The sequence below is a fragment of the Actimicrobium sp. CCI2.3 genome (genome assembly GCF_035019065.1).
Taxonomy (GTDB): domain Bacteria; phylum Pseudomonadota; class Gammaproteobacteria; order Burkholderiales; family Burkholderiaceae_D; genus Actimicrobium.
The window spans coordinates 182,189-203,876 of the sequence record NZ_JASJWR010000004.1 but is presented as its reverse complement, the minus strand read 5'-3'; the positions used below and the strand labels follow the sequence as shown (position 1 = coordinate 203,876).

General features: G+C 58.7%; 19 protein-coding genes. 2 read left to right on the top strand and 17 right to left on the bottom strand.

The features are described from left to right. The 15 genes from QN370_RS04210 to QN370_RS04140 all read right to left on the bottom strand — a co-directional run. Positions 1–300, bottom strand: a 300-nt coding sequence (locus QN370_RS04210) for a hypothetical protein (RefSeq protein ID WP_323581677.1), incomplete at its 3' end; no start/stop codon positions are given. Then, complete coding sequence (locus QN370_RS04205; RefSeq protein ID WP_322127315.1) at positions 297–854, bottom strand: hypothetical protein; 558 nt, start codon at positions 852–854, stop codon at positions 297–299. The genes QN370_RS04210 and QN370_RS04205, both read right to left, overlap by 4 nt. Beyond that, the gene (locus tag QN370_RS04200) at positions 851–1,384 is read right to left on the bottom strand and encodes a hypothetical protein (protein WP_322127314.1); all 534 of its coding nucleotides are present in this window, start codon (positions 1,382–1,384) and stop codon (positions 851–853) included. The genes QN370_RS04205 and QN370_RS04200 overlap by 4 nt, the downstream gene beginning before the upstream one ends. Further along, the gene (locus QN370_RS04195) at positions 1,381–2,199 is read right to left on the bottom strand and encodes a hypothetical protein (protein ID WP_323581676.1); all 819 of its coding nucleotides are present in this window, start codon (positions 2,197–2,199) and stop codon (positions 1,381–1,383) included. The genes QN370_RS04200 and QN370_RS04195 overlap by 4 nt, the downstream gene beginning before the upstream one ends. Further along, entirely contained in the window at positions 2,180–3,868 is a 1,689-nt protein-coding gene (locus tag QN370_RS04190; protein WP_322127312.1) for a GspE/PulE family protein, read from the bottom strand. Before QN370_RS04190 ends, QN370_RS04195 begins: the two co-directional genes overlap by 20 nt. Then, positions 3,865–5,058, bottom strand: a complete 1,194-nt coding sequence (locus QN370_RS04185; RefSeq protein ID WP_322127311.1) for a type II secretion system F family protein — start codon at positions 5,056–5,058, stop codon at positions 3,865–3,867. Before QN370_RS04185 ends, QN370_RS04190 begins: the two co-directional genes overlap by 4 nt. A gap of 40 nt (positions 5,059–5,098) precedes the next feature. Next, a complete protein-coding gene (gene gspG / locus QN370_RS04180; protein WP_322129129.1) occupies positions 5,099–5,509 on the bottom strand; it encodes a type II secretion system major pseudopilin GspG in 411 nt (136 codons plus the stop codon). Between the two features lie 9 nt (positions 5,510–5,518). Then, on the bottom strand, positions 5,519–6,175 hold the full coding sequence (locus tag QN370_RS04175) for an SCO family protein (protein ID WP_322127310.1): 657 nt from the start codon (positions 6,173–6,175) through the stop codon (positions 5,519–5,521). Beyond that, complete coding sequence (locus QN370_RS04170; protein ID WP_322127309.1) at positions 6,144–6,626, bottom strand: hypothetical protein; 483 nt, start codon at positions 6,624–6,626, stop codon at positions 6,144–6,146. The genes QN370_RS04175 and QN370_RS04170 overlap by 32 nt, the downstream gene beginning before the upstream one ends. 28 nt (positions 6,627–6,654) lie before the next feature. Next, complete coding sequence (locus QN370_RS04165; protein WP_322127308.1) at positions 6,655–7,347, bottom strand: FKBP-type peptidyl-prolyl cis-trans isomerase; 693 nt, start codon at positions 7,345–7,347, stop codon at positions 6,655–6,657. 17 nt (positions 7,348–7,364) lie between these two features. Continuing rightward, positions 7,365–9,185 (bottom strand): c-type cytochrome, encoded by a 1,821-nt coding sequence (locus QN370_RS04160; RefSeq protein WP_322127307.1) that lies wholly within the window; start codon positions 9,183–9,185, stop codon positions 7,365–7,367. Further along, entirely contained in the window at positions 9,182–9,880 is a 699-nt protein-coding gene (locus QN370_RS04155) for an FKBP-type peptidyl-prolyl cis-trans isomerase (protein ID WP_322127306.1), read from the bottom strand. Before QN370_RS04155 ends, QN370_RS04160 begins: the two co-directional genes overlap by 4 nt. Before the next feature lie 75 nt (positions 9,881–9,955). Further along, positions 9,956–13,972, bottom strand: a complete 4,017-nt coding sequence (locus QN370_RS04150; protein WP_322127305.1) for a hypothetical protein — start codon at positions 13,970–13,972, stop codon at positions 9,956–9,958. After that, complete coding sequence (locus tag QN370_RS04145) at positions 13,885–16,395, bottom strand: hypothetical protein (protein ID WP_322127304.1); 2,511 nt, start codon at positions 16,393–16,395, stop codon at positions 13,885–13,887. Before QN370_RS04145 ends, QN370_RS04150 begins: the two co-directional genes overlap by 88 nt. A 337-nt stretch (positions 16,396–16,732) precedes the next feature. Next, entirely contained in the window at positions 16,733–17,050 is a 318-nt protein-coding gene (locus tag QN370_RS04140) for a hypothetical protein (protein ID WP_322127303.1), read from the bottom strand. Between QN370_RS04140 and QN370_RS04135 the strand changes: the two genes are divergently transcribed. Together QN370_RS04135 and QN370_RS20690 are read left to right on the top strand one after the other, a co-directional pair. Beyond that, positions 16,966–17,217: a transposase gene (locus QN370_RS04135; protein WP_322129128.1), complete on the top strand. Its 252-nt coding sequence runs from the start codon at positions 16,966–16,968 to the stop codon at positions 17,215–17,217. The genes QN370_RS04140 and QN370_RS04135 overlap by 85 nt on opposite strands. A gap of 36 nt (positions 17,218–17,253) precedes the next feature. Next, positions 17,254–17,574: a hypothetical protein gene (locus QN370_RS20690; RefSeq protein ID WP_416172171.1), complete on the top strand. Its 321-nt coding sequence runs from the start codon at positions 17,254–17,256 to the stop codon at positions 17,572–17,574. Positions 17,575–18,515: 941 nt separating this feature from the next. On the opposite strand, the gene QN370_RS04125 is transcribed toward QN370_RS20690, so the two are convergent. Continuing rightward, entirely contained in the window at positions 18,516–19,916 is a 1,401-nt protein-coding gene (locus tag QN370_RS04125; protein ID WP_322127301.1) for a DUF1501 domain-containing protein, read from the bottom strand. Between the two features lie 17 nt (positions 19,917–19,933). After that, on the bottom strand, positions 19,934–21,538 hold the full coding sequence (locus tag QN370_RS04120) for a DUF1800 domain-containing protein (protein WP_322127300.1): 1,605 nt from the start codon (positions 21,536–21,538) through the stop codon (positions 19,934–19,936). Positions 21,539–21,688: the final 150 nt, after the last annotated feature.

Sequence of the window (21,688 nt, the reverse complement as noted above, 5' to 3'; positions counted from 1 at the left end):
GGGTGGCATCCGTACCGGCGGGGGCACCGGCGGGATGACCACCCAGGTGCCCTTGGCAAACAACGTGCTGGCATCTTTGGTGTCAATGTCGGCCCGGGTACTTTTCAGCGTCTGCTCCAGGGGTTTGACGGCTGCATCCGCCGCGCCACCGCGGCCGGCAGCAATGCGCAACCGGGGTGTACCGCTACTCTTGGCCGGCTCCGACACCGTCGGTTCACCCTGACCGGGTGCAAACCAGATCAAGGCGCAAGTCAGCACCGCGCCGCCGGCGATGCACAGTCTGGTCTGGCCGGGGGTCATGGTTGCGTGTCCATGTAGACCAGATACACCAGCCTGGCATCAAGTACCTCATCGGAGACCCTGTCACGCTTGAAAACAATGTTCTCAAGGGCGATATTGCTGTTCTCCTGAAGTACCTTTTCCATAAAGGACAGGATCTGCATGAAGCTGCCTTTGACTGGCAACGAGACCCGAAACTGTGCCAGCCTGTCTGTACCGGTTTGCAGCCGCGCGTACTCGCCGCTCTCGAGAGTCAGCCCCTGCTCGCCGGCTGCTTTGTAGACGCGTTTCAGGGTATCGGGCAGCTTGTCGATTTGTGCAAAGCCGGTATAGAACACACGCAACTGTTCTTCATGATTCAGTGCCGAGTGAAGCGGCAGACTGCTTTTAAGGGCAAGCTGCTGCCGGATCGATTGCAGCTTGCGCTGTGTGCTGGCCGTTTCCTGATGACCCGCACGCACCAGCGTGTAAGAAGCCAGCGCAGCCAGAAGCAACATGACCAGACCGGCACAGCCCGTCATGCCGATCTGGTTCAGACGATAGGTCAGCTGGCGTTGCCAGGCCATATTAATCATTCGGTCGATTTCCATTTGGCAGTGACGCGGAACCGTACCGGCTTCTCGGGTACATCCTTGTTGATGGCGTGTGACTGCAAAGCCACCTGCGGAAAGTCGGCGCTGGCCTGCAAATCACTCACAAATTGCAGCATCGAATCGAGCGACCGGGCCTCTGCGACCAGCACTACGTAGCCCTTTTTCGAATCCGGCTCGATCGAGATAAACGCCACCTCGCCAGCTTTTGAAGCGTTGCCCAGTTGCACAAAAAAACTTTGCCACGGTACGCCCAGTTGCACTGATGCACCGTACGCGCGTTGCCAGGCTTGCATGAGATCTTTGGGGTCCCGGCTGGCAGCCTGCGGGACATCACTAAGCCGGGCCATTTGCGTCTGCACTTGCTGGCGTTGCCGAACAAGTTCAGGGCGCTGCACGGCCTGCCAGTACGCCAGCACGGCAGCCAGCGCCAGCACGCCCGCGAGCAGCATCACCGCGCGCGTCCGGCGTACGCTTCGCGGCAAGGCAATCAGATCAAAGTAAAACTCCTTCATGCCCGGGCCCCCAGAAGAGCAAAGGCATGCCTGACACCCGGCTCGCCAGGCGGTGTTTTCAGGACAATAAACTGCACCCCGCTCAAAGTGCCAAAGGGCAGATGCTCAAGGGCCGGTGCATGCACAAAAATCTGCAGGAGCGACGCCGCCTCGGAACGCGTAGCCGCCAGCATGATCTCCTGGCGCACACGCTGCAGCAGATCTTCGGGACTGTGAATGTCGGCATGCACCGAATAAACCCAGTTCCACACGTGCTTGGTCCAGCAGCCCAGCGTCAGGCGCCCGTCCTCCAGATTCATCAGCCAGCCACTGCTGCCCAATACCTTGCGGTGGGCTTGCAGGGTGGCAGAAAACGCGGTCTGGATGGACGCAACCTGGCATCGGGCCAGCCCAAGGTTGTCTTGTAACTGAGCAAACAATGTTTTCGGAATGGCAATCGAAAGGCGCGACTGGCCTGGCCTGGCTGTACTGAAACCGAAATGCCAGTCGGCACTGGCACCGGCGCCATGCACGTCATCAAAATTCAGTGCGGCCATGGCGAGGTCTTCCTGCGCATTGCGCAGCTCGGGACGCCAGGAAACGCAGGCATAGCGTGCCAGCTTATCCGACAGGACGACATGTAGCCGTCTGGCCTGGGATGCGCGCACCAGCTCCGTGCCAACCGCCACCAGGCCATGCCAGTTGTCGTCGGCCTGCACCGATGCGTCGTGCTGATCCGCTGCGACCGGACGCCGTCTCAGCCCCGCGGTCCTCACCGACTGGATGCGATCCGGTGCGACGTATAGCGCCAGGGTATTAGGTGATAAAAGTGACACGATTGATCTCGCTTAAAGTGGTTTCGCCTTTGCGTACCAGGTCCAGGGCCGATTCCCGCAGCAGCCGCGTCCCATTGCTCTGGGCTGCTTTTTTCAGTTGACGGATCGGCGCACGCGCCACAATCAGTTCACGAATTTCGTCATTCAGGAGGAGCAACTCGGCAATTGCCTTGCGCCCCTTGAAACCGCTGCCGCGGCAGTGACCACAGCCCTTGCCGGCGCGAAAACACCAGCTTCCGATGTCGTCTTCATGCAGCCCCGAAGCCTTCAGCAGATCAGAACCCGGGTGGTCCGGCGCCTCGCAATGCTTGCAGTTGACCCGCAGCAGTCGCTGCGCCACCACGCCATTGAGAGCCGAAACCAGGCTGTACATGTCGACGTCCATGTGCATGAAGCGACCAATGACGTCGAACACATTGTTCGCATGCACAGTGGTGAACACCAGGTGGCCGGTCAGGGCCGACTGGATGGCAATCTGCGCCGTCTCCGGATCGCGGATTTCGCCCACCATGATCTTGTCAGGGTCATGACGCAGGATCGAGCGCAGGCCGCGCGCAAAGGTCAGTCCCTTTTTTTCGTTGACAGGGATCTGCAGCACGCCGGGCAACTGGTATTCGACCGGGTCTTCAATCGTGACGATCTTTTCCGAGCCGGTATTGATTTCGGAAATGGCCGCATAGAGCGTGGTTGTTTTGCCGCTGCCGGTCGGGCCGGTGACCAGCATCATCCCGTAGGGCTCGGCTGCCAGGCCCCGCAGCACGGCAGCAACGTCTTCGTCAAAACCCAGCGTCGTCAACTGCAAGCCCTTCATCTGGTCGTTGAGCGACTGCTTGTCCAGAATCCGCAGCACAGCGTCCTCGCCGTGAATGCTGGGGATAATGGAAACCCGCAAGTCAATCAGACGCCCCTGCAGGTTGACGCGAAAGCGCCCGTCCTGCGGTACCCGGCGCTCGGAAATATCGAGCTCCGACATCACCTTGATACGCGAAATGGTTTGCTCGGCCAACTCGGCCGTAGCCGCCGAACCGACCATGCTGAGTACCCCGTCGATACGGTATTTAATGACCATACCGGCATTGTTCGACTCCAGATGGATGTCACTGGCACCGGCGCGCACGGCATCGAAAATCGTCGAGTTGACGAATTTGATGACCGGGCTGGCATCTTCGCTGATGGTGCGAAAACTCAGCTCTCTGACTGATTCACCGGGAGCGGAGACATTGCCGCTTTGCCCGCCCAGTGACTCCATGGCACGCAAACCTTTTTCCTGCTGCGTCAGGCAGGCAGCGATGTCGCTGCGGTGCGCCAGGCATTTGCGGTAGGGAAAATCCAGGTGGGCATCGGCCCACTGCCGCAACTTCTGGTCAAAGGGATCGGAGACGACCAGGCAGAGCGCACCGTCGGCGTCGCGCAGCAGCAGGCATTCGTGGCGCAGCATGTCGGAAAACGACATCAGCCCGATGGCTGCGGCCATCGCCTGAATGGACGTCATCGACACCAGCGGCAAGCCGACCTGCTGCCCCACGACATCTAAAAACTGCGCATTCTCAAGTCCGAGGACCTGCTGCCATGTCTCTGCCAGGGGGCGGTTTTCCTGCATCGACAGGGCTTGCGCCTGATGCAGTGCGTCCATGAAGCCCGGGCGTGTCGCGCTGATATTCTGGGTCATCGGATGCTTCCTGCCAGTTCAAAGATCGGGAAGTACATCACCACCACGATGAAGCCGATGACCAGACCGATGAAGGCCATCAACAGCGGTTCAAAGAGTTTGACGAACCAGTCAATCCACTGGCTGATTTCATTATCGTAAAACAAGGCAATGCGCTCCATCATTTCGCCCATTTGCCCGGTCCGTTCGCCTACGCGCAGCATGCGCGCCGAGACGGCGCTGGTCAGGCCGGTCTTTTCCATGGCTTGTGAAATTGGCGTGCCCTCCCGAATCAACTGGGTAGCAATCTTCAATTGCCGACTCAATGCACCGGGCAGCAAATCGGACACCAGTTCCAGCGACGCCACGGCCGACATGCCGCCGCGCAGCAGCATGCCCAGCGACCGGTAAAAGCGTGCCAGCTGGTAGATGCGGATGCGCTCGCCCAGAGCCGGAAGGCGTTGCAAGACCCTGACAATCCGGGCCGGCGTCTGCGGTCGTGTGATCCAGAGGCCCAGGCCGGCAAGGCTCAGACCAACGGCGATCAGCAACATCAGCCCGTAGTCATGGGCAAAGTGGCCCCAGCCAATTAGCAGCCTCGACATCCACGGAATTTCACCACCCAGGTCTTCAAAGATTTTGGCAAAACGCGGCACCACATAACCCATCAAAAAAGCAATCACCAGCGTGCCCACGACCATCAGCAACACCGGGTAAATGCTGGCGCTGATGATCTTCTTTTTTACCGTGTCGATCTGATACTGGTAAGCCACGTACTTCTCGAGGGCTTCGGGCAGGCCCCCGGTGCGTTCACTGGCGCGTACCGTGGCCACAAACAGGGCCGGGAAGCTGGCCGGAAACTGCGCCAGCGCATTCGACAGCGAGTTGCCGCGAAACAGATCCGTCACCAGCGAGTCCAGAATGTCCTTGCGTTCGATGCGGGTCTCTTTTTCACTCAGCGTCTCAATCGATTCCACCAGTGCCAGGCCAGCATTGAGCAGCGTCAGCAACTCCTGACTGAACTGCCCCACAGGAAAATCGCCGCCAGCCCGGCGGGCTCCAGGCAGTCTGACGGCGCGGGCATTCTCGACCGACAGAACGCGCAAGCCACGCTCGGTGGCCGCCTTCAGGGCAAGTTCCCTGCTCGGCGCGTCCAGCGTCAGGGTACTGACGGCAGCAGAGCGGTCAATTGAACGAATAGTGAATCGCATGAGAGGCTAAGTTGTCCTTGGGATTGCGGCACGCACCGGGTTACTCCCAGCTACCGAGGTCGGCATCTTCGCCAGTGCCACCAGGCACACCATCCTTGCCGAAAGAGACAAGGTCGTACTCGCCATGCGTACCCGGCCGCTTGTAGGTGTACTGCGCCCCCCAGGGGTCAGAGGGCACGCCTTTTTTCAGGTAGGGGCCATCCCAGCGGGGCTCGTCGGCCTGCTTCGTCACCAGTGCGGCCAGCCCTTGCTCGGTAGTCGGGTAATGGCCGGTGTCGAGCCGGTACTGGTCCAGGGCCTTGCCAAAGGACTCTATCTGGGCCCGTGCAACCTTCACCTCGGACTTGCCCACCTGTTTGAAATACATGGGCGCCACATAGCCCACCAGCAGGCCGATGATCACCATTACCACCAGCAATTCCAAAAGCGTAAAGCCGCGACCTCTGTGCATGGTCACCGTTTAGCTCTTGTTCTGAACATGCAGCTCTTTGACCAGCTGTTCGGCCGTCGGGAAGCCTTCAAAGCGTACCCAGTCCTTGTTGTTGCCGTTGCCTACAAAAATCAGGGAGTCGTGGTTCATTTTGTCGCCGCGATACACGTGAAAGGCCTTTTGCACGGCCACGATGTTAGGCAGGCTTCCGGTGTAATGCTGCCATTGCGGTTTCGCCCCCAGCGAGCGGCTGTAGGCGGCGAGCACTGCCGGCGTATCGAACTCCGGATCAATGGACACCGACAGCATCTGCACCTTGCCGAAATCGTCGCCCAACAGTTTCTGGGTTTCCGCCAGGATGTGGCTCGTGATTGGACACACTGCGGTACAGGACGTATAGATGAACGCGACGACGACCGGCTTGCCGTTGTCGAGCAGTTTTTTCAGGTCGACCGTCACACCATCCTGACGTACCAGCTTTCCAGTGGCTGCAGTGAGCACCACCTCGCTGCGTTTCAAGGTCGGGCCAGTGTCCGTCTTCTGGTGGCCCTCGTGTGCCCATGCCAAGGCACTGCCGGCGAGCAGCAGCGAAGCCAACAGGCAACGGCCGCCAAAGCGCCGCTGCAAATCCAAGAATAGTTTTTGCATCTGATTCCTAATTTTTGACTGCGTTAACAAAGCTTTCACGATCGACTCTCAGGTACTTGCGCGCTGAAGCCAGATTGCCATTGGGACCACCGTTGAAACTTGCCTGCTTGAGCATGAGGTCCAGATACTGTTGCTGTGCCGGACGCGATTCGGCATCGTGGGCGCCATCCGGCTGCGCTGTGGCTGCCAGTTCTGCGCGTGTAGGGCGCGGCGCAGATCCGGCCGTTGCATTTCCGCTTACGGCAAGCCCCTGCCCCGCTTCTGCGGCATTACGCAACCGCGCCATGGCACCGGTTGTTGGCTGCGCCGCCGGGCCCGCGATATCGGCGACCGGTGTTTCCTGCGAGTCTTGCGTATCGAGGTTGCTCAGCACGACACTGTCAGTGTCAGTCGTGGTCTCGACGATCGCATTGGCTGCCATCGCCGGCGATAGCAGGGCACAGACCAGCCAGATGGAGTTGGCGCTCAGGATGCTAATGTGTAATTTCATGTTGAATTCACCTTGACCGGTTAGATAACTATTTCACTTCAAGCAGCTCGACATCAAAACGCAAGCTCTGATTTGGCCCGATGATCCGGCCGGCACCACGCTCTCCATAGGCCAGCGCCGCTGGAATTGCCAACTGCCATTTCGATCCGGCCGGCATGAGCTTGAGCGCTTCACGCCAGCCGGGAATGATTTCAGAGAGGCGCAAGGTGGAAGGCATTCCTGGAGGCGACGCATCAAACTCATGGCCATCGACCAGCTGTCCGCGGTAATTGACCACGACTGTCGACCCATCCACCGGCGTGGTGCCCGTCCCGGCCTTGAGCACCTGGTATTGCAGACCGCTACGTAAAGTGGTGACCGCAGGATTTTTGGCATTTTTTTCAAGAAATTCGGCACCGGCTTTCTGGTTCGATTCGGCCTGCAGTTTGCGCGCCTGTACCATCTTCTGGCGCACATCCGATTCGAGCTCATTGACCAGACGCTTGATCTCGGCATCGGACAGCTGCACGGCGGCCCCGCTGGCGGCGTCGCGTAATCCATGAATCACTTCGTCGAGATCAAAAGTGACGCCCTGAGACTTAAAATTGCGCACCATGTCGACGCCAACCGCATAACCGGTTGCCGCCAGCGGCGTGGCAAACGATGCCACCCCTGTTTGTGCCGCAGCAGAGCCCAGCACCAGGGACAGTGACGACGATATGAAAAAGAGTGTGAGTTTCATAAATAGCCAAAAAAGGGTTAAGGGATGATCCAGTCGGAGACAGCAGTCAGCTGCTCGCCATTCGGGGAAGCGCGCACGATATAGGCACCACGTGAGGCGAAACGCTGGCCTGGTCCGAGCGTCAGGTGCGGGTAGACCGTGGTTCCTGCACTGTCGCCTGAACCAAAGGCACGTTTCTGGGCATCCTGGGCATTGCCCGCCTCACTCACTACACGCCCTTTGACCATTTCCGTCACCACGGCCGCATGCGCCATGCGGCCTAGCGTGACGCGGTCCCGGTTTTCCTGTTCCACTTTGCTGGCTTCGCGCTTGCCCAGCATGTCCTCGGTACGCTCGATCAGGTAATCCCGATACAAGTTATCGAGCATGTCCTGCAAGGTGTCCGTCATCAGGTTCAACGCAAAAAACAGTTCGGACTGAAGCGGTTCATCCACCAGTGGCAGGTTGCGCAGCTTCAGCCAGGAATACAAATATGCGAGGTTAGCGCCGCGCAGCTGGGGCAACTCATACGGGTACACCTGAAACGAAACCGGTTTCCACGCTGGGGCCAGATCGTTGCCAGAATCAGCCTGGCTGCCCGACACATAGAACTGCACCCCGGCGGGCGGCTTGATGGCCGCAAGCCATTGCAACTGATGCGGTGCCAGCCACAGGGCCACCGCATCGTCTGGTCGCACAGCCTTCAGCGCAGCGCGTAATGCGACCGGCGCCAGTGCTTCATCTGTCGGCAGTGCCGTCGTCATGACATCCATGCCGTCCTGTTCGAGGGCTTGCCTGAAGGCTTGTGCAGCGACATCGCCGGAACCGCCTGAATGAATCTGCACGACACGTGCCGGCCGCCGGGCCGCAGCGACGCCCGCGGCAAGCGTGCGTTTGCTGTGGAGATAGCGTGCAAGCACCTGTGCCTGCAGCTCCACGCCACGTGAAAAATACAGCCCATATCCGGCCGTACCGGCAGTCGGCACCGCCGTAATTGGAAACCAGCACGGAATTTTCTCGGTCTTGCAAAATGCGTCGACCGGTGCCCAGGTCGAATCAGCAACGCCGGAGAGCACCGCAAACACGGGCCATGCGTTGTAGAACGCCGTTAGCTGTGCGCCCCATGTTTCTGGCGCACCGTTGAGCTCCCAGACCTGCACCTCCCATCGCCGCTCGGTTTGCGTGGCAAAGCTCGCTGCTGACGTCATGTAACGCTTGCGTGGCGAGGTGCTGCTGTTTTTCGAGACCAGTGCCGCCTGCAGCATGGCCTTGAAAATCTCGCGGCGCTTGGGCGAAACGTCGGGCGTAATGATGCTGGCAAAGCGAATCGTCTGCTTGCTGACGCCGGGCGAATACGCCGAAGAAAGTTGCCGCAGGTAGGCGGACAGTGCAGCAAGATCCTGCGGTGTCAGGGAGAAACGGGGCATGACAGTACTCAGCACGCGATGATCGACGGCGATGCCTTCGTCCAGAGCCCGCGCCAGGCTCGCGTCGGTATAAGGTGCATGGGACTGGTTCACGGTCTTGCCGCGTCGCCCGTCCATGTTGGCCATGACAAGGTCGCCGTCCATGGCAAACAGATAGCGCTGGTTGATCGCCGAAACGCGCTGCGTCCCTTCGACACTGCCCATGCCACTGGCGCGATGGCAACTGATGCAGGCCGCCTGCTGGCCGCCGAGGCGCTCGCCATCGCCGCGATTGGCCTCCAGGCGCTGACCCGACACCAGCAGTCCCTGGGTGTAAATTTTGCGTCCCTGCTCGACCAGGCCATCGTCAGCGCCCAACACCAGGCACGGCAGGCACAACCACACCAGCAGCATGGCAAGCGAACAAGGGAAACGCAGCGCATTACGCATCATTGTGGGCTCTTGCCAATACCAACCAGCTCGACGTCATAGACCAGCAACGCGTTCGGACCGATGTCATTGCCCACACCGCGCTCACCATAGGCCAGCTGGGGAGGAATCCAGAGCGTCCAGTGCGAGCCCACCGCCATCTGCTTGACGCCGGCACGCAGGCCATTGAAAAGGTCGTACAGATTCGCCTTGCCCGGTTTTCCGGGCTCGGTACTGTCAAACTGGGTGCCGTCGAGCAGGCTGCCGCGGTAATTCAGGATGACGGTGTCGGAATCCTTGGGCAGCGCGCCCTGACCAGCTTGCAATACCTTGTACTGCAAGCCACCGGACAGCGTAACGACCCCGTCCTTGCTTTTGTTATTCTGTAAAAATTCTGCTGATTGCTTGCGGTTCTCGGCAGTCAGCACACGGATGTTTGCGGCGGTACGCTGGCGGGTTTGCAACTGAAACTCGCCGATGACCTTGCGAAACTCCCTTTCAGAAAGTAACGGCCGCTCATTGGCCAGACCATTCTTTATACCCAGCATCACCATGTCGGCATCAAGCGGCACATCACTTTTCTTGAAGTTGCGGGCCACATCCATGCCGATGCTGTAGCTCAGCTTGTCCTGTTCGCGCAGTTCCTGGCGTTCATCGGCCTGCACCGACGTTGCCATCAGAAGCACCGCCAGTACGCCAGCTGTTTTTAAAATGTTCATGTCGGCTACGCTTTATTTAACGTGAAGGGGCGACACCACCCTTGCGGGTGGCGTCGTCATTTCTCCTGCTACGTGTTACTTGAGGAGACCTTTGGCCACCACCAGCGACGTACCGTTAGCAGAGGTACCGACCGCATTTGCCGCCCGGACCCGGAAGTAAGCTGCTGCAGACGGTGCCGTCGGGGAGGTCGTACCGCGCGCTACTGCAGTAAACGTTGCCGACTGTGCACCGGTCAGAGTGCTACCCGCTGGCACCTGCACTGTCTGCGTCACCAGGCCGGTGGTAAAGCCGGCGTTGGTCGCGTAGTCAATGTAGAAGGTCTTCACAGGCTGGCCATTGACGGTGTTGGCAACCGGTGTCCAGGTCACCACCAGCGTGTCCGTGGCCAGACTCGCGCTGTTCAGCGTCGCCGATGCCAGGGTCGGTGCCACCGGCGTGGCAGGCACGGTATTGACGACCGTTGTGCTGATGCCGACAACCGAGCTACCCACTGCATTCACCGCCTTGACGTTGAAGTTGTAGGTAGTGCCCACCGCCGTAGTGGCCGTGTAGGAATTGACTGCCGCACCCAGTACCGTAGCGGTTAGCAGGGTCGTGCCGTTGTACACGTTGTAACCGGTGATCGCCGGGGCACCTGCAGTGACCGTCGCCGCAGTCCAGGACAGGCTGGTCGACGTCGGGCTCACGAAGCTTGCAACAGGTGCTCCCAGCGTCGTCGGCACAGTATCTGACACCAATGCGCTGGTGTTCGATGCTGCGCTGGTACCGATCAGGTTGACTGCCTTGACCGAGAACACGTAGGTGACGCCAGCGATCGTGGTGACGTTGGCCGACGCTGCACCGGCTGCCGTGTTGGCACCCATTTGCACAGCGGCAGCGCCATTGACCGAGGCCCATACCTGGAATGCCGTCACTGGTGGAGCCGTCGTAATCGCTGGTTCAGTCCATGACACAGCGGTTGCGGTGGCGCTGGTGACTGTCGCGGCGACCAGCACCGGAGCGGCTTGCACCACCAGGCTGGCAGTCGTGGTCGCCGTCGACGCCGAGGCACCCACCACGTTCTTGGCAAGCACGATGTAGGTGTGAACACCGGGCACCGTGGTGTCGGTGTAGGTTCCAGCACCTTTTGCCGTGGTTATCACCAGCACGCCATCGCGGTAGACCTCGAAGCCAGTTACGGCCGGGCCTGCGTTGGGGGTCTCGGTCCAGTTCAGCTTCACCGTTGGTGCCGCCGCCGTTCCGGCGTACACGCTGGCTGCCATCACCGGCGCACTTTGGACAAGGTAGGCGGCAGTCTGTGTAACGGACGGGGCAGACCTTACCAGGACACTACCTACGGTCTGCGTTGCGAAGATGCGGTAGAGGTAGGTCGTGCCCAGCACCACCGTGCTATCGGCAAAAGTCACCGCCGTGCGCGTGGCTGTGGTACCAATCTGGCTCCAGGTTACGCCGTTGTCGGACGAACGCTGCACCGCATAGCCGGTTACCGGGGCCGCACTGGCAACCCAGGTCACGGACACCGAGCCAGACGATACAACTGGTGCGGCAGTAAATCCAGGCGTGGCAAGCACTGTCGACACCGCCACTGCTACCGTTGCGGGCACCGACTTGTTAATCGGCCCGTTGGATGCAATCACCTGATAGGTGTAAGCGTTAGGAGCAACCGCCGTCGCATCGACGAAGGTGGCAGCCGTTACCGCGCTGGACAGGACAGCAAAGACGCTGGAAGCGTTCGTGCAGTTGGCATTGAGCGCGGATTGCAGGCATCGGGTCACGGTATAGGACGTGACCGTTCCCGCTGCAGGTGCCGTCCATGTCAGTGCGACTGATGCGCCGCTCTGGACTCCGGCCAGGTTGGTGATGGCGCCGGCCAGGGCATAAGGGGTAGTGACGGTGGCCGTTGACGCGGTACTGGCGTTAGGGCCGTTGACCCACTGCACACTGTAGCTGTAGGTGGTGTTGGGCACCGCAGTCAAGTCAGTAAAGCTGTTTTTTACACCCGCTGGAACCGCAAGTGCGACGATCGTCGCGCCGTTGGTGCGATTGATCAGGTAGCCAGTAGTCGACGTTCCCGTTGGCTGCGATGGCCAGTTGACCGTTACCGATGTGGCGCTGGTCGCGGCCAGACTGACTGAACCGACCGCTGGTGGCAGGGCAAAAGCAGCCAGGATGGTTACCGCGCGGGCAGCGCCCACGCTGGTACCGTTGAGTGCCTGCACCGCATAGCTGTAGGTATGGCCGGCGACCGTGGAGGAATCCAGATAGCTGGTGACCGGTGTGATGATGGTGCCCGAGAGCGGGTTAATCACCTGCGTGACCTGAAACACGGTTGGCATCGCAGCCACCAGGGGAGCAACCGAAATATCGGTGCGGGTGACCTGGTAGGCCGTGATGAACTGTGACGAGGCCGGGGCGGTCCAGTTCAGCTGGACCGCTGCGCCGTTCAGGGTGCTGGCCGTTGGATTGGCGGGCAGTGCCGGAGCCGGAGCCCAAAGCGTGTTGACCACAACCTGGGTGGAGGCGCCTTTCAGCGTTCCGTTCATGCCGACGATCGAATAGGTGTACGAAGAAATTTGCTGCACGCCCGGATCGTTAAAGGTCGTCGCCGTGCTGGGCACAGTAAAGCTCACCGGCAGCGTTGCCGTGCCAGTGGCTGTCAGGCCGCCCGAACGGGTGATGGCATACCCGCTGGCGGGTATGGTCGCGGCGGCCCACGTCAGGGTGACCGGGAAACCACCCACGATGGCGGTCTGACCAGGAGCGACGACTTCGTTGACCGTCGGGTTCCAGAGCCCGACCGATCCGGCGAGCGTGTTGACAGGACCAGGGGCACCCGCCGTTGCCGACGCCAGCGAATAACCTGCCGAGTTGAAGGACACGACGCGGTATTGCGTGGTCGGTGCAGGAGCGACCGTATCGGACCACGAGGTGGCATTGGCGGCCGTTACCGTCGGCATCACATTGTCAGGATTCTGGGTTGCCTGAGCCGCCGATTGCGGGATTGTTGCCGGTAATGTGGACGTGGTCCAGGCACCGCTGACGATGTTGGAATTCCATACGACACCATCGTCCGAACGCTGGACCAGGAAGCCCAGTTCGTTTTTCTTGTTGCCCAGGGTGGTTGCCGATCCGGCCGGGGTCGTGTCGGTCCAGGTCACCTGCTGGGTTCCCTGGTTGAACGTCACGCCGGTGACCGGATCTGGTACCACTGCGCCAAAGTTAAACGAGATCACACGCATGAAGTCATTTTCTTCATGGCCAAGAATATGGCAATGCCAGATGTATTCCCAGTCGAAGTTGTGCATTTCGTTCACAACGGTGGTCGCTAGTCCGGTCGTCGGATCAACCTGGCTGAAACCGGTCGATACGCCAAGGGGCTGGGTTGGATCGAGGGCCCGGATCGATTGCGGGACGCCAAACGGGACTTTCGGTGACTTCGGTTTGATCGCCAGATAGATGTCCTCCAAAGGATTCATCTTGACGGTTTCTTTCCAGCCAAATTCGCCCGGGTCGAGCGCCACGACAGTACCGTCCCAGCCCACACGGTTGACGACCTGCACGTTAAACAGGTGGAAGTGCACCACATGGGTGTCGACGCCGTTGTGCGTCACCTTCCAGATCTGCGTCTCGCCATCGGCGATTTGCTCGGTCGGAGGATCGACATAACCCACCGGAATCGTGGTTTGCGTCAGCACTGAGGTGTACGGCAGTTCGATCGAAAAAGTCGCATTCATGCGGCCGTAATTCTGGTCGAACAGTTCCTGGATACCCTTGTTCTGCACTTTCCAAGACTGGGTTGTGGAGGTAATCACCGACGCCGATGCACCGATCCCACCCGTGTTCGTGCCCGCGGTACCGTTGTTGAGCACCACGGAAGGGGCGCTGATGTAAGGCCCGCCCTTGGTGTCGAGCACGATGCTTGACAGCCGCTGGCCGGCCACATCCAGCACGGCGTGTGCAGTAGCAGCCACGGCGGTCGGTACGGCCGGGTCGAGACCACCGACTAAAGTAACGGTAGGAACGGCTGTGTACCCGGTACCCTGACTGTCGACAGCGAAGCCGGTAATGGTCTGCACGCCAGGCGACGACATCGTAAAGTTAGGCTGCGTGGTCGTACCGGTATAGATGCGGCCAAGGTTGTCCTGGAACGTTTTGCCATAGGCAGCGCAGCGGCAAAAGGTCCGCCAGTACCGGCAGGATCGAATGCTGGTGCTGGTGCCGCGCCGCCCGCCTGGGTCGCCGCGACATTGATGCGCATGATCGTACGCGTGTTGGGTCCTTGCCCTGGCATCGTAGACGGTGCACCGCCAGCACCGGTCTGGTCGAGGTCGCCGGTGTAGTAGTCGACACGCGCGTCAAAGCCAGGGTTCGGTGCCGGGCTATCGTTGTACAGGATCAGGGTCTTGCCCGCATATTGCGAGAAATCGATAACCAGATCGGCACGCTCGGCCGGCCCGAGGTACAGACCGTGGTCCAGTACGTTGAGCACCGTCACGATGCGCCGCAACTGCTGGAAAGACACCGGCGTCGAGCGGATCACGTTTGGCTGGGCCAGGAAGCCGCCCTCGGTGCCGATCTGGATGATGTTCGGGCCGATGGCGAGCGGATCGGGAATGCCGCCTGGTCGGCCGTCGTAGGTATTGACGCCATAGGGTGTTACCCCGGCCGGTGCCACGGCAGGCACCATCGGCACTTCCGTGTTGACCGATGCAATGGCGCTCGCGGCAACACCAGTGTCCGAAGCAGCAATCGTCACCGTAGGCGCCGCACTGAAAGGCACGCTCACCATGACATTGCTAAAACCGACCACCGCACCGGTAGAGTCAATCAGCGCGGTGGCCGTGGCGGCGCCAGTGCCGCCAGCCGCTGCCGCAATGGTGACAGCCGGGGCCGACGTGTAACCGCTGCCGCCATCGACGAGACCCAGACTGAGCGGCTCGGCCACATACAGACCCAGGTTGACATAGCGCTGACCGTCCATATTTAGCAGGCGGAAGCGATAGGCTTTAGGTTCGACATTGAGCTTGGGATAGGCAACGCCGTTGATCAGCGGTGTGTCGTTGTAGGCTTCCTGTACGGCGCTGGCGTTATCGACGTCACCCGCAGGCAAGGCCAATGGCGCAGGGAATACTGGCCAGAACCAGGGACCGTAGTCCCATCGGCCGGCAGGGTTGGTACCGTCCATGGAATTGGGATTCTGATTGGCTTCATAGACGTGCGGGAACCACAGGTCGCCATACGTGCCCCAGCGTTGCTTGGGGTTGCCATTGGCATCCGTGTTCCACTTGGAATCTTCGATGCTGATGTCCTTCGGAACGAAGGTCTTGGTTTCGTAAATGAGCGGGATTTCGTCCATTCCGGCCAGGGCGCCGCCGGCGGCTTTCATTTTGGCTTCGGTGGCATCGTGAATCATGAAGGCCGAAACCACACCTGCGTAGACGTTGATGCGGGTTGCTGCATAGGTATGGTCGTGATACCACTGCATGCGGGCACTCTGGTTGTTCGGGTAGTAGTAGGTCTGGGTACCAGCGCCAAAATCAGGCATGTCAGGGACGTTTTGCGTGGTTTCACCGCGCAAATACGGCGTTCCGGTCTCGCCGGCGGGCGTGATCCAGGAGTGCGGCTGACCATCCGAAATCCAAGGTGTGTCACCACCATGCAAGTGGATCATGGTGCGGTTTTGCGAATACATCTCCACGCTCAGGGGCGCAGCAGGATTGGCCGCACCGAGCGGGCCGAGTCCGGCACCAGGCACCGTCACATCGGTAGGGATAAAAGTGTCACCGCCACGGGTATTGGTCAACGGATCAAAGCGACCGGTGGGCAGGTAATTGTCAAACCTCAGGCGCACCGGCACACCGGACTGGCTATCGATGACAGGACCGAGGTAGTGAGGCTTGTCGCCAACGCCGAACACAGGCTGGCCTTTGTTATCCGGGATCGGTGTGCCATTCAGGTAGAACAACTGGTACGTTTTGGTACCGGAAGGCAGGTTAGCCGTGGCGATCTGTATGTAGCCGCGCAGCGTAGTGCCGCCGGTGACGACGTTGCCAGTTTTTACGACGGGCGGCAGATCGGCATGCAATTGCTCACGGTATTCGACCACGGCGATCTCATAATAATCAGCATCGGGAAAAGACACCGAGTAACCGTTGGGACCGACGTTTTCCTTGATGGCTGTGGGGATGTGCTTCCCCAGCAAGCTGGGATTAGCAGCCAGCAATGTCGGGTTGGTGGTGTAACCGTCCACCATGGGTAAATTGTCGACAAACTTCCTCAGTGCGGTACCGGTATCGCGCGTCGCCCCTGGTGCTGCGTTAGGACTGTAGTCAGCCTGGATACCTTGCGGGCTGTTTGCAAAGAAGGTGCCCTGCTTGAAGGGGTTACCCGCTTTGTCGATGTTATCGGCCCAACCGGCACCAGCGATGGAAGATGGTGCGAATGCCGCGCCCCCCAGAATCAGACCCAGGATGATGCAAGCGCTGGCCACTGGGCGCAATGTCGTTTTTTGCAAAAGTTCTCTTCGGTGAGTCGGCTTCATCTTCTTCCATCCCCTAATTCGTTTAATTGAAATTCCCGGAAAAACCGTAATTGGCATTAATTTATAAAATTCTTCGGACGCTTCTTAGTGTCTGGCGCGAACTTATTACGCCCGTAAGTACCGGCGAGCAAAAACATTAAAAATTGCGCTACGAGGCGAATTGAAGCTTTAGAAATTGACCACCGATTAATTAATTCATATTTCTATTATTTTATTTAACAGATATTAAATTTAATAAATAATAAGTCATCAATACCCTGCGATACAACTGACTAGTTGCATCAAAAGACGACTAATAGTCCGGTATTGTCTAAAGAAAAAGATTTGGATTTAACAATATTTCACAATAAAAATATTCGACGACCATGAGTGCTCGGTCAACAGTGGCGTAGGTGCACTTCAAATCCGGGAAGGGCAAATTTGACAATATTCGTAAATTTTTGCCGAGCATTTCCTGATGCCAAACAAGCACAATACCGACCGCCGCCATCAAATCCTGAAGATGAAATTCAAGGTAAAAACCGGCCGGAATAGGAAGCGGAACTGCGGCGACGTGACAGCCTGACTTGGTGGATTGACGATGCGGCACTGGCCCAATGGCAAGGCGTTGGACCGGTTGGACAGGCACGATTTCAGAGCATCGACATTGAAACGTGCTTGATGCGGCGTACCGTCTTCAAGATGGCGTTGCATCAAATAGAAGGCTTGATGGCGTCGGTACTGACGTTGATGAATCTAACGGTCACTGCCCCGGATCGCACGAAGGTTAGTCGCCGATCGGTCGGCTTGCTGTAACTGAAAACAGCAGCGGCACCGAACTGACCGTTGCATGTGTTGGTCGACAGTACCGGCCTGGAGGTCTTCGGCGCGGGTCAATGGCTGGCAGCAAAACATGGCGCGAAGTCGCGCCGGACATGGCGCACGCTCCATTTGGCGATCGACGCCAGCAGTGGCAGGATCGTCGCGCATGTGCTCTCCGATTTGTGGCCACAAAATTTTTCGAGGGTGTCGAGTAGCTGGAAGCGGTTACCCGCTTCCAGCCCTCTGAGAACCGGACAGGCCGGTTTCCCGGCATACGGATCAAGCCTTTCAAAGCCTCCAAGCGGTGGGCCGGCTTCGCAGCTTTCACGATACAGGCTTGCGGCTTTCTGACTTTCCGTTGACATCTGCGCCACTTGATATCCAACCAGGGCGACGGGTTGCCGGAGGATGCACCACCGTTTTACGCGGTCATTTGCTTTTCCTCCACTGAAGGTTTTACCAGCTATCTCGTCAAGAAAAACCAGGTGAAAGTTAGCCTGCTTTCGCGTCGAGTGATGTTGTCTCTTTACTCAACTCGTGTCCGGTTCATTACAAATCAGAATTCGCTTTTTCCACCATTCTTTACCCGTATCTCCATCAGCATTCCTTAAGGTTTGCTTGTCCATTTGGCGAAAATACGGGCTCACCATGTGTCACACACATAACAGGAACGGGTTAGACCCCAATCCATCCAGGCTGAGAATTAATATGATCAATAACAAGCTAAGCCCGGTTTTCGTTTGACATCGAATTAAGAAAATCGGCTTAAAGTGAGCTTTTTATTTCGTACCGCCAATTATGACTCTTGCCACCGACTTTGCCGACTTTGCCGACTTTGCCGATTACTTGCGCTCCGATGAATTTCTTCATTTCGCTCGACATGGCGCTCATCCGACTGCCTTTACGCGCTGCTGCAAACTGCCTTTATCACCTCTCGTTCCCGAACTGTTGACTGGTATGCGTATGAGCGTTCAGGCCGAACTCGACACCCTTTTTGCACATCTGCGACGATCGATCCCTGCGACGGCTCCTTGCGGATCTATGGGCGCTGTTGGTGCTGTGGGTGCTGTGGGCGTATCGTTACGATTGACTTGGTAATGTCTTAATAATTTACCAATAAGTCTTTGCATGATGAAATTGAAGAAGTAAATAAAGCAAAGAAAATACTGATTGGATCGAGTTTTGATGAAAAAAATATCCGTATTGGCGACTTGATTTCCATTTCCGATGCCAGGCCATTCCCCCCCCCCCTTGCAGGCCTGCATTCTTCCCAAATCATGACTGCGCTCCCCTCAGACGAATCCGAGGTTACGTGCGGAAAAGTTATACCCGCTCAAGTTGGGCAGCAACGTCATCAGGTTGCTGCTCGACAAGCCCATCCACGCACCCAGTGTCGCGGCGTACTGATCAACCGAGGTGGTCGGCAGCAATCGTCCCTGGCCCACATCATCCGGGCCATTGCTGGCCACGGCGGGTGGCGTGCCGAAGTAACGCTGACCCCGCACTGCCCCGCCCATGACGAAATGCATGCTGCCCCAGCCGTGGTCGGAGCCGTCCGTGTTGACCGTCAGGGTACGGCCGAAGTCGGACGCCGTGAAACTGGTGACCTGGTTGGCGACACCCAGTTCGACGGTGGCCGCATAAAACGCCGACATCGCATCAGCGACCGTTTTCATCAATTTCGGATGGACAGTATCCAAGCCGTCGTGGGTATCGAACCCACCCAACGAAACGAAAAAGACCTGCCGTTTAGCGCCCAGCGCGCCGGCATTGGCGATCATCCTGGCCACCATCTGCAGTTGGCCAGCCAGACTGTTATCAACCGGGAATGGCGTGTTAATCACGCGCCCGTTGGCCAGCGCCGCGCCAAGGACGCCATTGGCATCAATCGACCGTTTGGTGATGCGGTTGTATTCCAGTTCAAGCAGATTGGTACGCGGCTGCGTAATCATCTTTTGCAGCGCATTGCTGGCAGCCGACGAGCCGAACAGGGGCTTCTCGAATGCGCTAAAAGGAACCGATCCGCTGCTCGATACCTGATATTGCACCGCCGTATTGCCCGACAAAAAGACCGCGTTGCCAGAGACGTTGACGCAGGTGAACGTTGCATTGCCGTTGCCAGCCGCAAACAGGTCGCCGATGCGACCACCCCAACCGGATGTCGCGCCCTCCGGTGTCGAGGATTGCCAGATCGATTGCTGGTCGTTGTGCGAGAACAGCTTGGGTGGCAGCGGTACCGACTTGTTCGTGTATTGCGCTTTCGTAGTTGGCTGCACCAGCGTGCCGACATTGAGAATCACACCCAGTTTGCCTGCGTTGAACAACGGCACCAGCGGTGCCAACTCGGGTGCCATCGCGTATTGCCGGCTAAAGCCCGCCGCATCGACCGGGGCTGTTTGCGGCGCGAGGATGGTCGACCCCAGACTGCTGCGGCTGTAGGCAAGTTTCGGGCGCAGGTTGTTGTAAGCGTTGTAATTGGTCGCGTCGTACGGAATCAGCGTATTGCCGTAATCGTTACCACCATAGAGGAACACACAGACGATGGCCTTGTAGTCAGTGGCGGTCGCGGCGGAGGCTTCGGCCATCGACGCCAGATTCAACATCCAGGGTGTGGCGCTTCCGGCCACCGACAACACGGACGCCCGTTGCAGAAAAGCCCGGCGGGAGGCATTGATGTTCTTGATCTTGGTCATGATTATTCCTGTCCTGGCTATTTCAGCACGATGAATTCGGGCGCGGCCAACACCAGCACCAGCGCTACCTTGACGCGATTGAGCAGGAGCACCCCGGCCCCCGCCGGCATGCCATTAATCACGTTCACGATCAGCGTCACGGTCGATGGATCAAGCTGCCCTGCTGCCACTACCGTATTCAATTCGGCGATCAGACTGGCACCGTTATTGGCCAGTGACTGCCAAGACGTGTAGTTGGGAAGCAGGTCGCCGATACCGGGGCCGATCAGGTGCTGCATGAAATTGACGTAGCCCACAACCGAGGACTCGTTGGCGATCTGGAATTCCGGCGCGACCAGACCGGCGCTGGCGATTGCGCTGCCGGGCGGCACGTAGCCGGGCCGGAAAAAATTGAATACCGAAGGCGAACGCAGCGGACTCTGGCCCAATCGCGTGGCCGGGTCCGACGTGTTGCCGATCGCCCAGGTATCACTGGCGGAAGTGACCGCGCAAGCGCGCGCCCAAGCTGTCAGACGCAATATCGGTTCGCGCAGCTTGCCGGTACCAGGCGACGACTGCCTGGTACGCGCCTCCGGATCGAGCAACAAGGCGCGAATCACGGCTTTCAGATTGCCTCTGACGTTGCTGCCATCGTTGCTGAACACGGCACTGATACGCGCCACAAACGCAGAGCTTGGATTGCTGGTCACAAGGCGCTGTATCAGTTGCCGGCTAATGAACGGTGCCAGATTAGGATGGGCAAAGAGGATGTCGAGCGCGGCGCGCAGCGCATCCGCACCGCCCAGACCCGCTCCGACTGTGCCTCCAAGGAAACTGACCGCGCCAGTATCATGCCGCGCAGGAATCTGTTTCATTGGCCGGCGCAGGAAGTCGGGTGTCGACCCGTCGCCGCCAGCCATGTCGAAATCCCATCCGGTGAAGACGCGGGCAAGAGCGCTGACATCATCCTGCGAATACGTGTAGGCGGGTGCCCCGTTGACCGTGACAGGGGTACCGTCCTGGTTAAGCTTGACGAGGCCAATAGTAAATAGCTGCATCAGTTCGCGTGCATAGTTTTCGTCCGGATGAGAACCAGTCACCGGATCGGCCTTCACATTACCGCGAAAGGTCAGAAATTGCCCCATCGGTGCGCTCGTTGAGACGGCGCCAAGCAACGTGCGGTAATTGCCGAAAGCATGGACCTCGAGCAGATCGAGATAGGCAGCCGCCGAAAAAGAACGCCAGCGAGCACCGACCAGACCATCGATGGCAACCACGAGGATTTCCGACAGGGCCAGCGTAATACGCTGACGCAGTGTGTCGGGTGCGCTGAGTAGCTTGCGCCAGACGACCGCATCGAAACCTTCTTCGGTATTTTTTTTGGCAATGGCATTGAAACCTTTCGCCACCAGCCAGTCCCAGCGCGCGCCCGAGCCGGCCATCGCAAACTGCCCGTCGAGCCAGCCAGCATAGCCTTTGGATTTGACCTGGCTGATCAACTCGCGACTCGCTCCCATGGATGCCTGCGCCAGGAAACGCGCCGCATCGGCATCGGTAATAGGTACCGCCGTAATGCTGCTAAGACTGGGCTGGACAGTCGGCGCGGTCAAAACAAGAAGAGGGGAAGAGGCGATGGCGCTCATAGCGAATCCTTTACGGTATAAAACTTCCACACAGCATTTTGTTCGTCTGAAAACACAACAAAATGTTTCCTTGAAGCATTATATGCAGGTTGAGACTGGCTTGAGCAACAAATTTTGTGAACTTTTAGCAGTCGAAAAATCGGCAACAAG

Coding starts and splice junctions, on each gene's coding strand:
- QN370_RS04190 (WP_322127312.1), bottom strand. CDS start 3,868: ATGACCCAGAATATCAGCGCGACACGCCCGGGCTTCATGGACGCACTG.
- QN370_RS04170 (WP_322127309.1), bottom strand. CDS start 6,626: ATGAAATTACACATTAGCATCCTGAGCGCCAACTCCATCTGGCTGGTC.
- QN370_RS04165 (WP_322127308.1), bottom strand. CDS start 7,347: ATGAAACTCACACTCTTTTTCATATCGTCGTCACTGTCCCTGGTGCTG.
- QN370_RS04155 (WP_322127306.1), bottom strand. CDS start 9,880: ATGAACATTTTAAAAACAGCTGGCGTACTGGCGGTGCTTCTGATGGCA.
- QN370_RS04185 (WP_322127311.1), bottom strand. CDS start 5,058: ATGCGATTCACTATTCGTTCAATTGACCGCTCTGCTGCCGTCAGTACC.
- QN370_RS04160 (WP_322127307.1), bottom strand. CDS start 9,185: ATGATGCGTAATGCGCTGCGTTTCCCTTGTTCGCTTGCCATGCTGCTG.
- QN370_RS04205 (WP_322127315.1), bottom strand. CDS start 854: ATGATTAATATGGCCTGGCAACGCCAGCTGACCTATCGTCTGAACCAG.
- QN370_RS04125 (WP_322127301.1), bottom strand. CDS start 19,916: ATGACCAAGATCAAGAACATCAATGCCTCCCGCCGGGCTTTTCTGCAA.
- QN370_RS04150 (WP_322127305.1), bottom strand. CDS start 13,972: ATGTCGTCGCCTGGCGTGCAGACCATTACCGGCTTCGCTGTCGACAGT.
- QN370_RS04200 (WP_322127314.1), bottom strand. CDS start 1,384: ATGAAGGAGTTTTACTTTGATCTGATTGCCTTGCCGCGAAGCGTACGC.
- QN370_RS04120 (WP_322127300.1), bottom strand. CDS start 21,538: ATGAGCGCCATCGCCTCTTCCCCTCTTCTTGTTTTGACCGCGCCGACT.
- gspG (WP_322129129.1), bottom strand. CDS start 5,509: ATGCACAGAGGTCGCGGCTTTACGCTTTTGGAATTGCTGGTGGTAATG.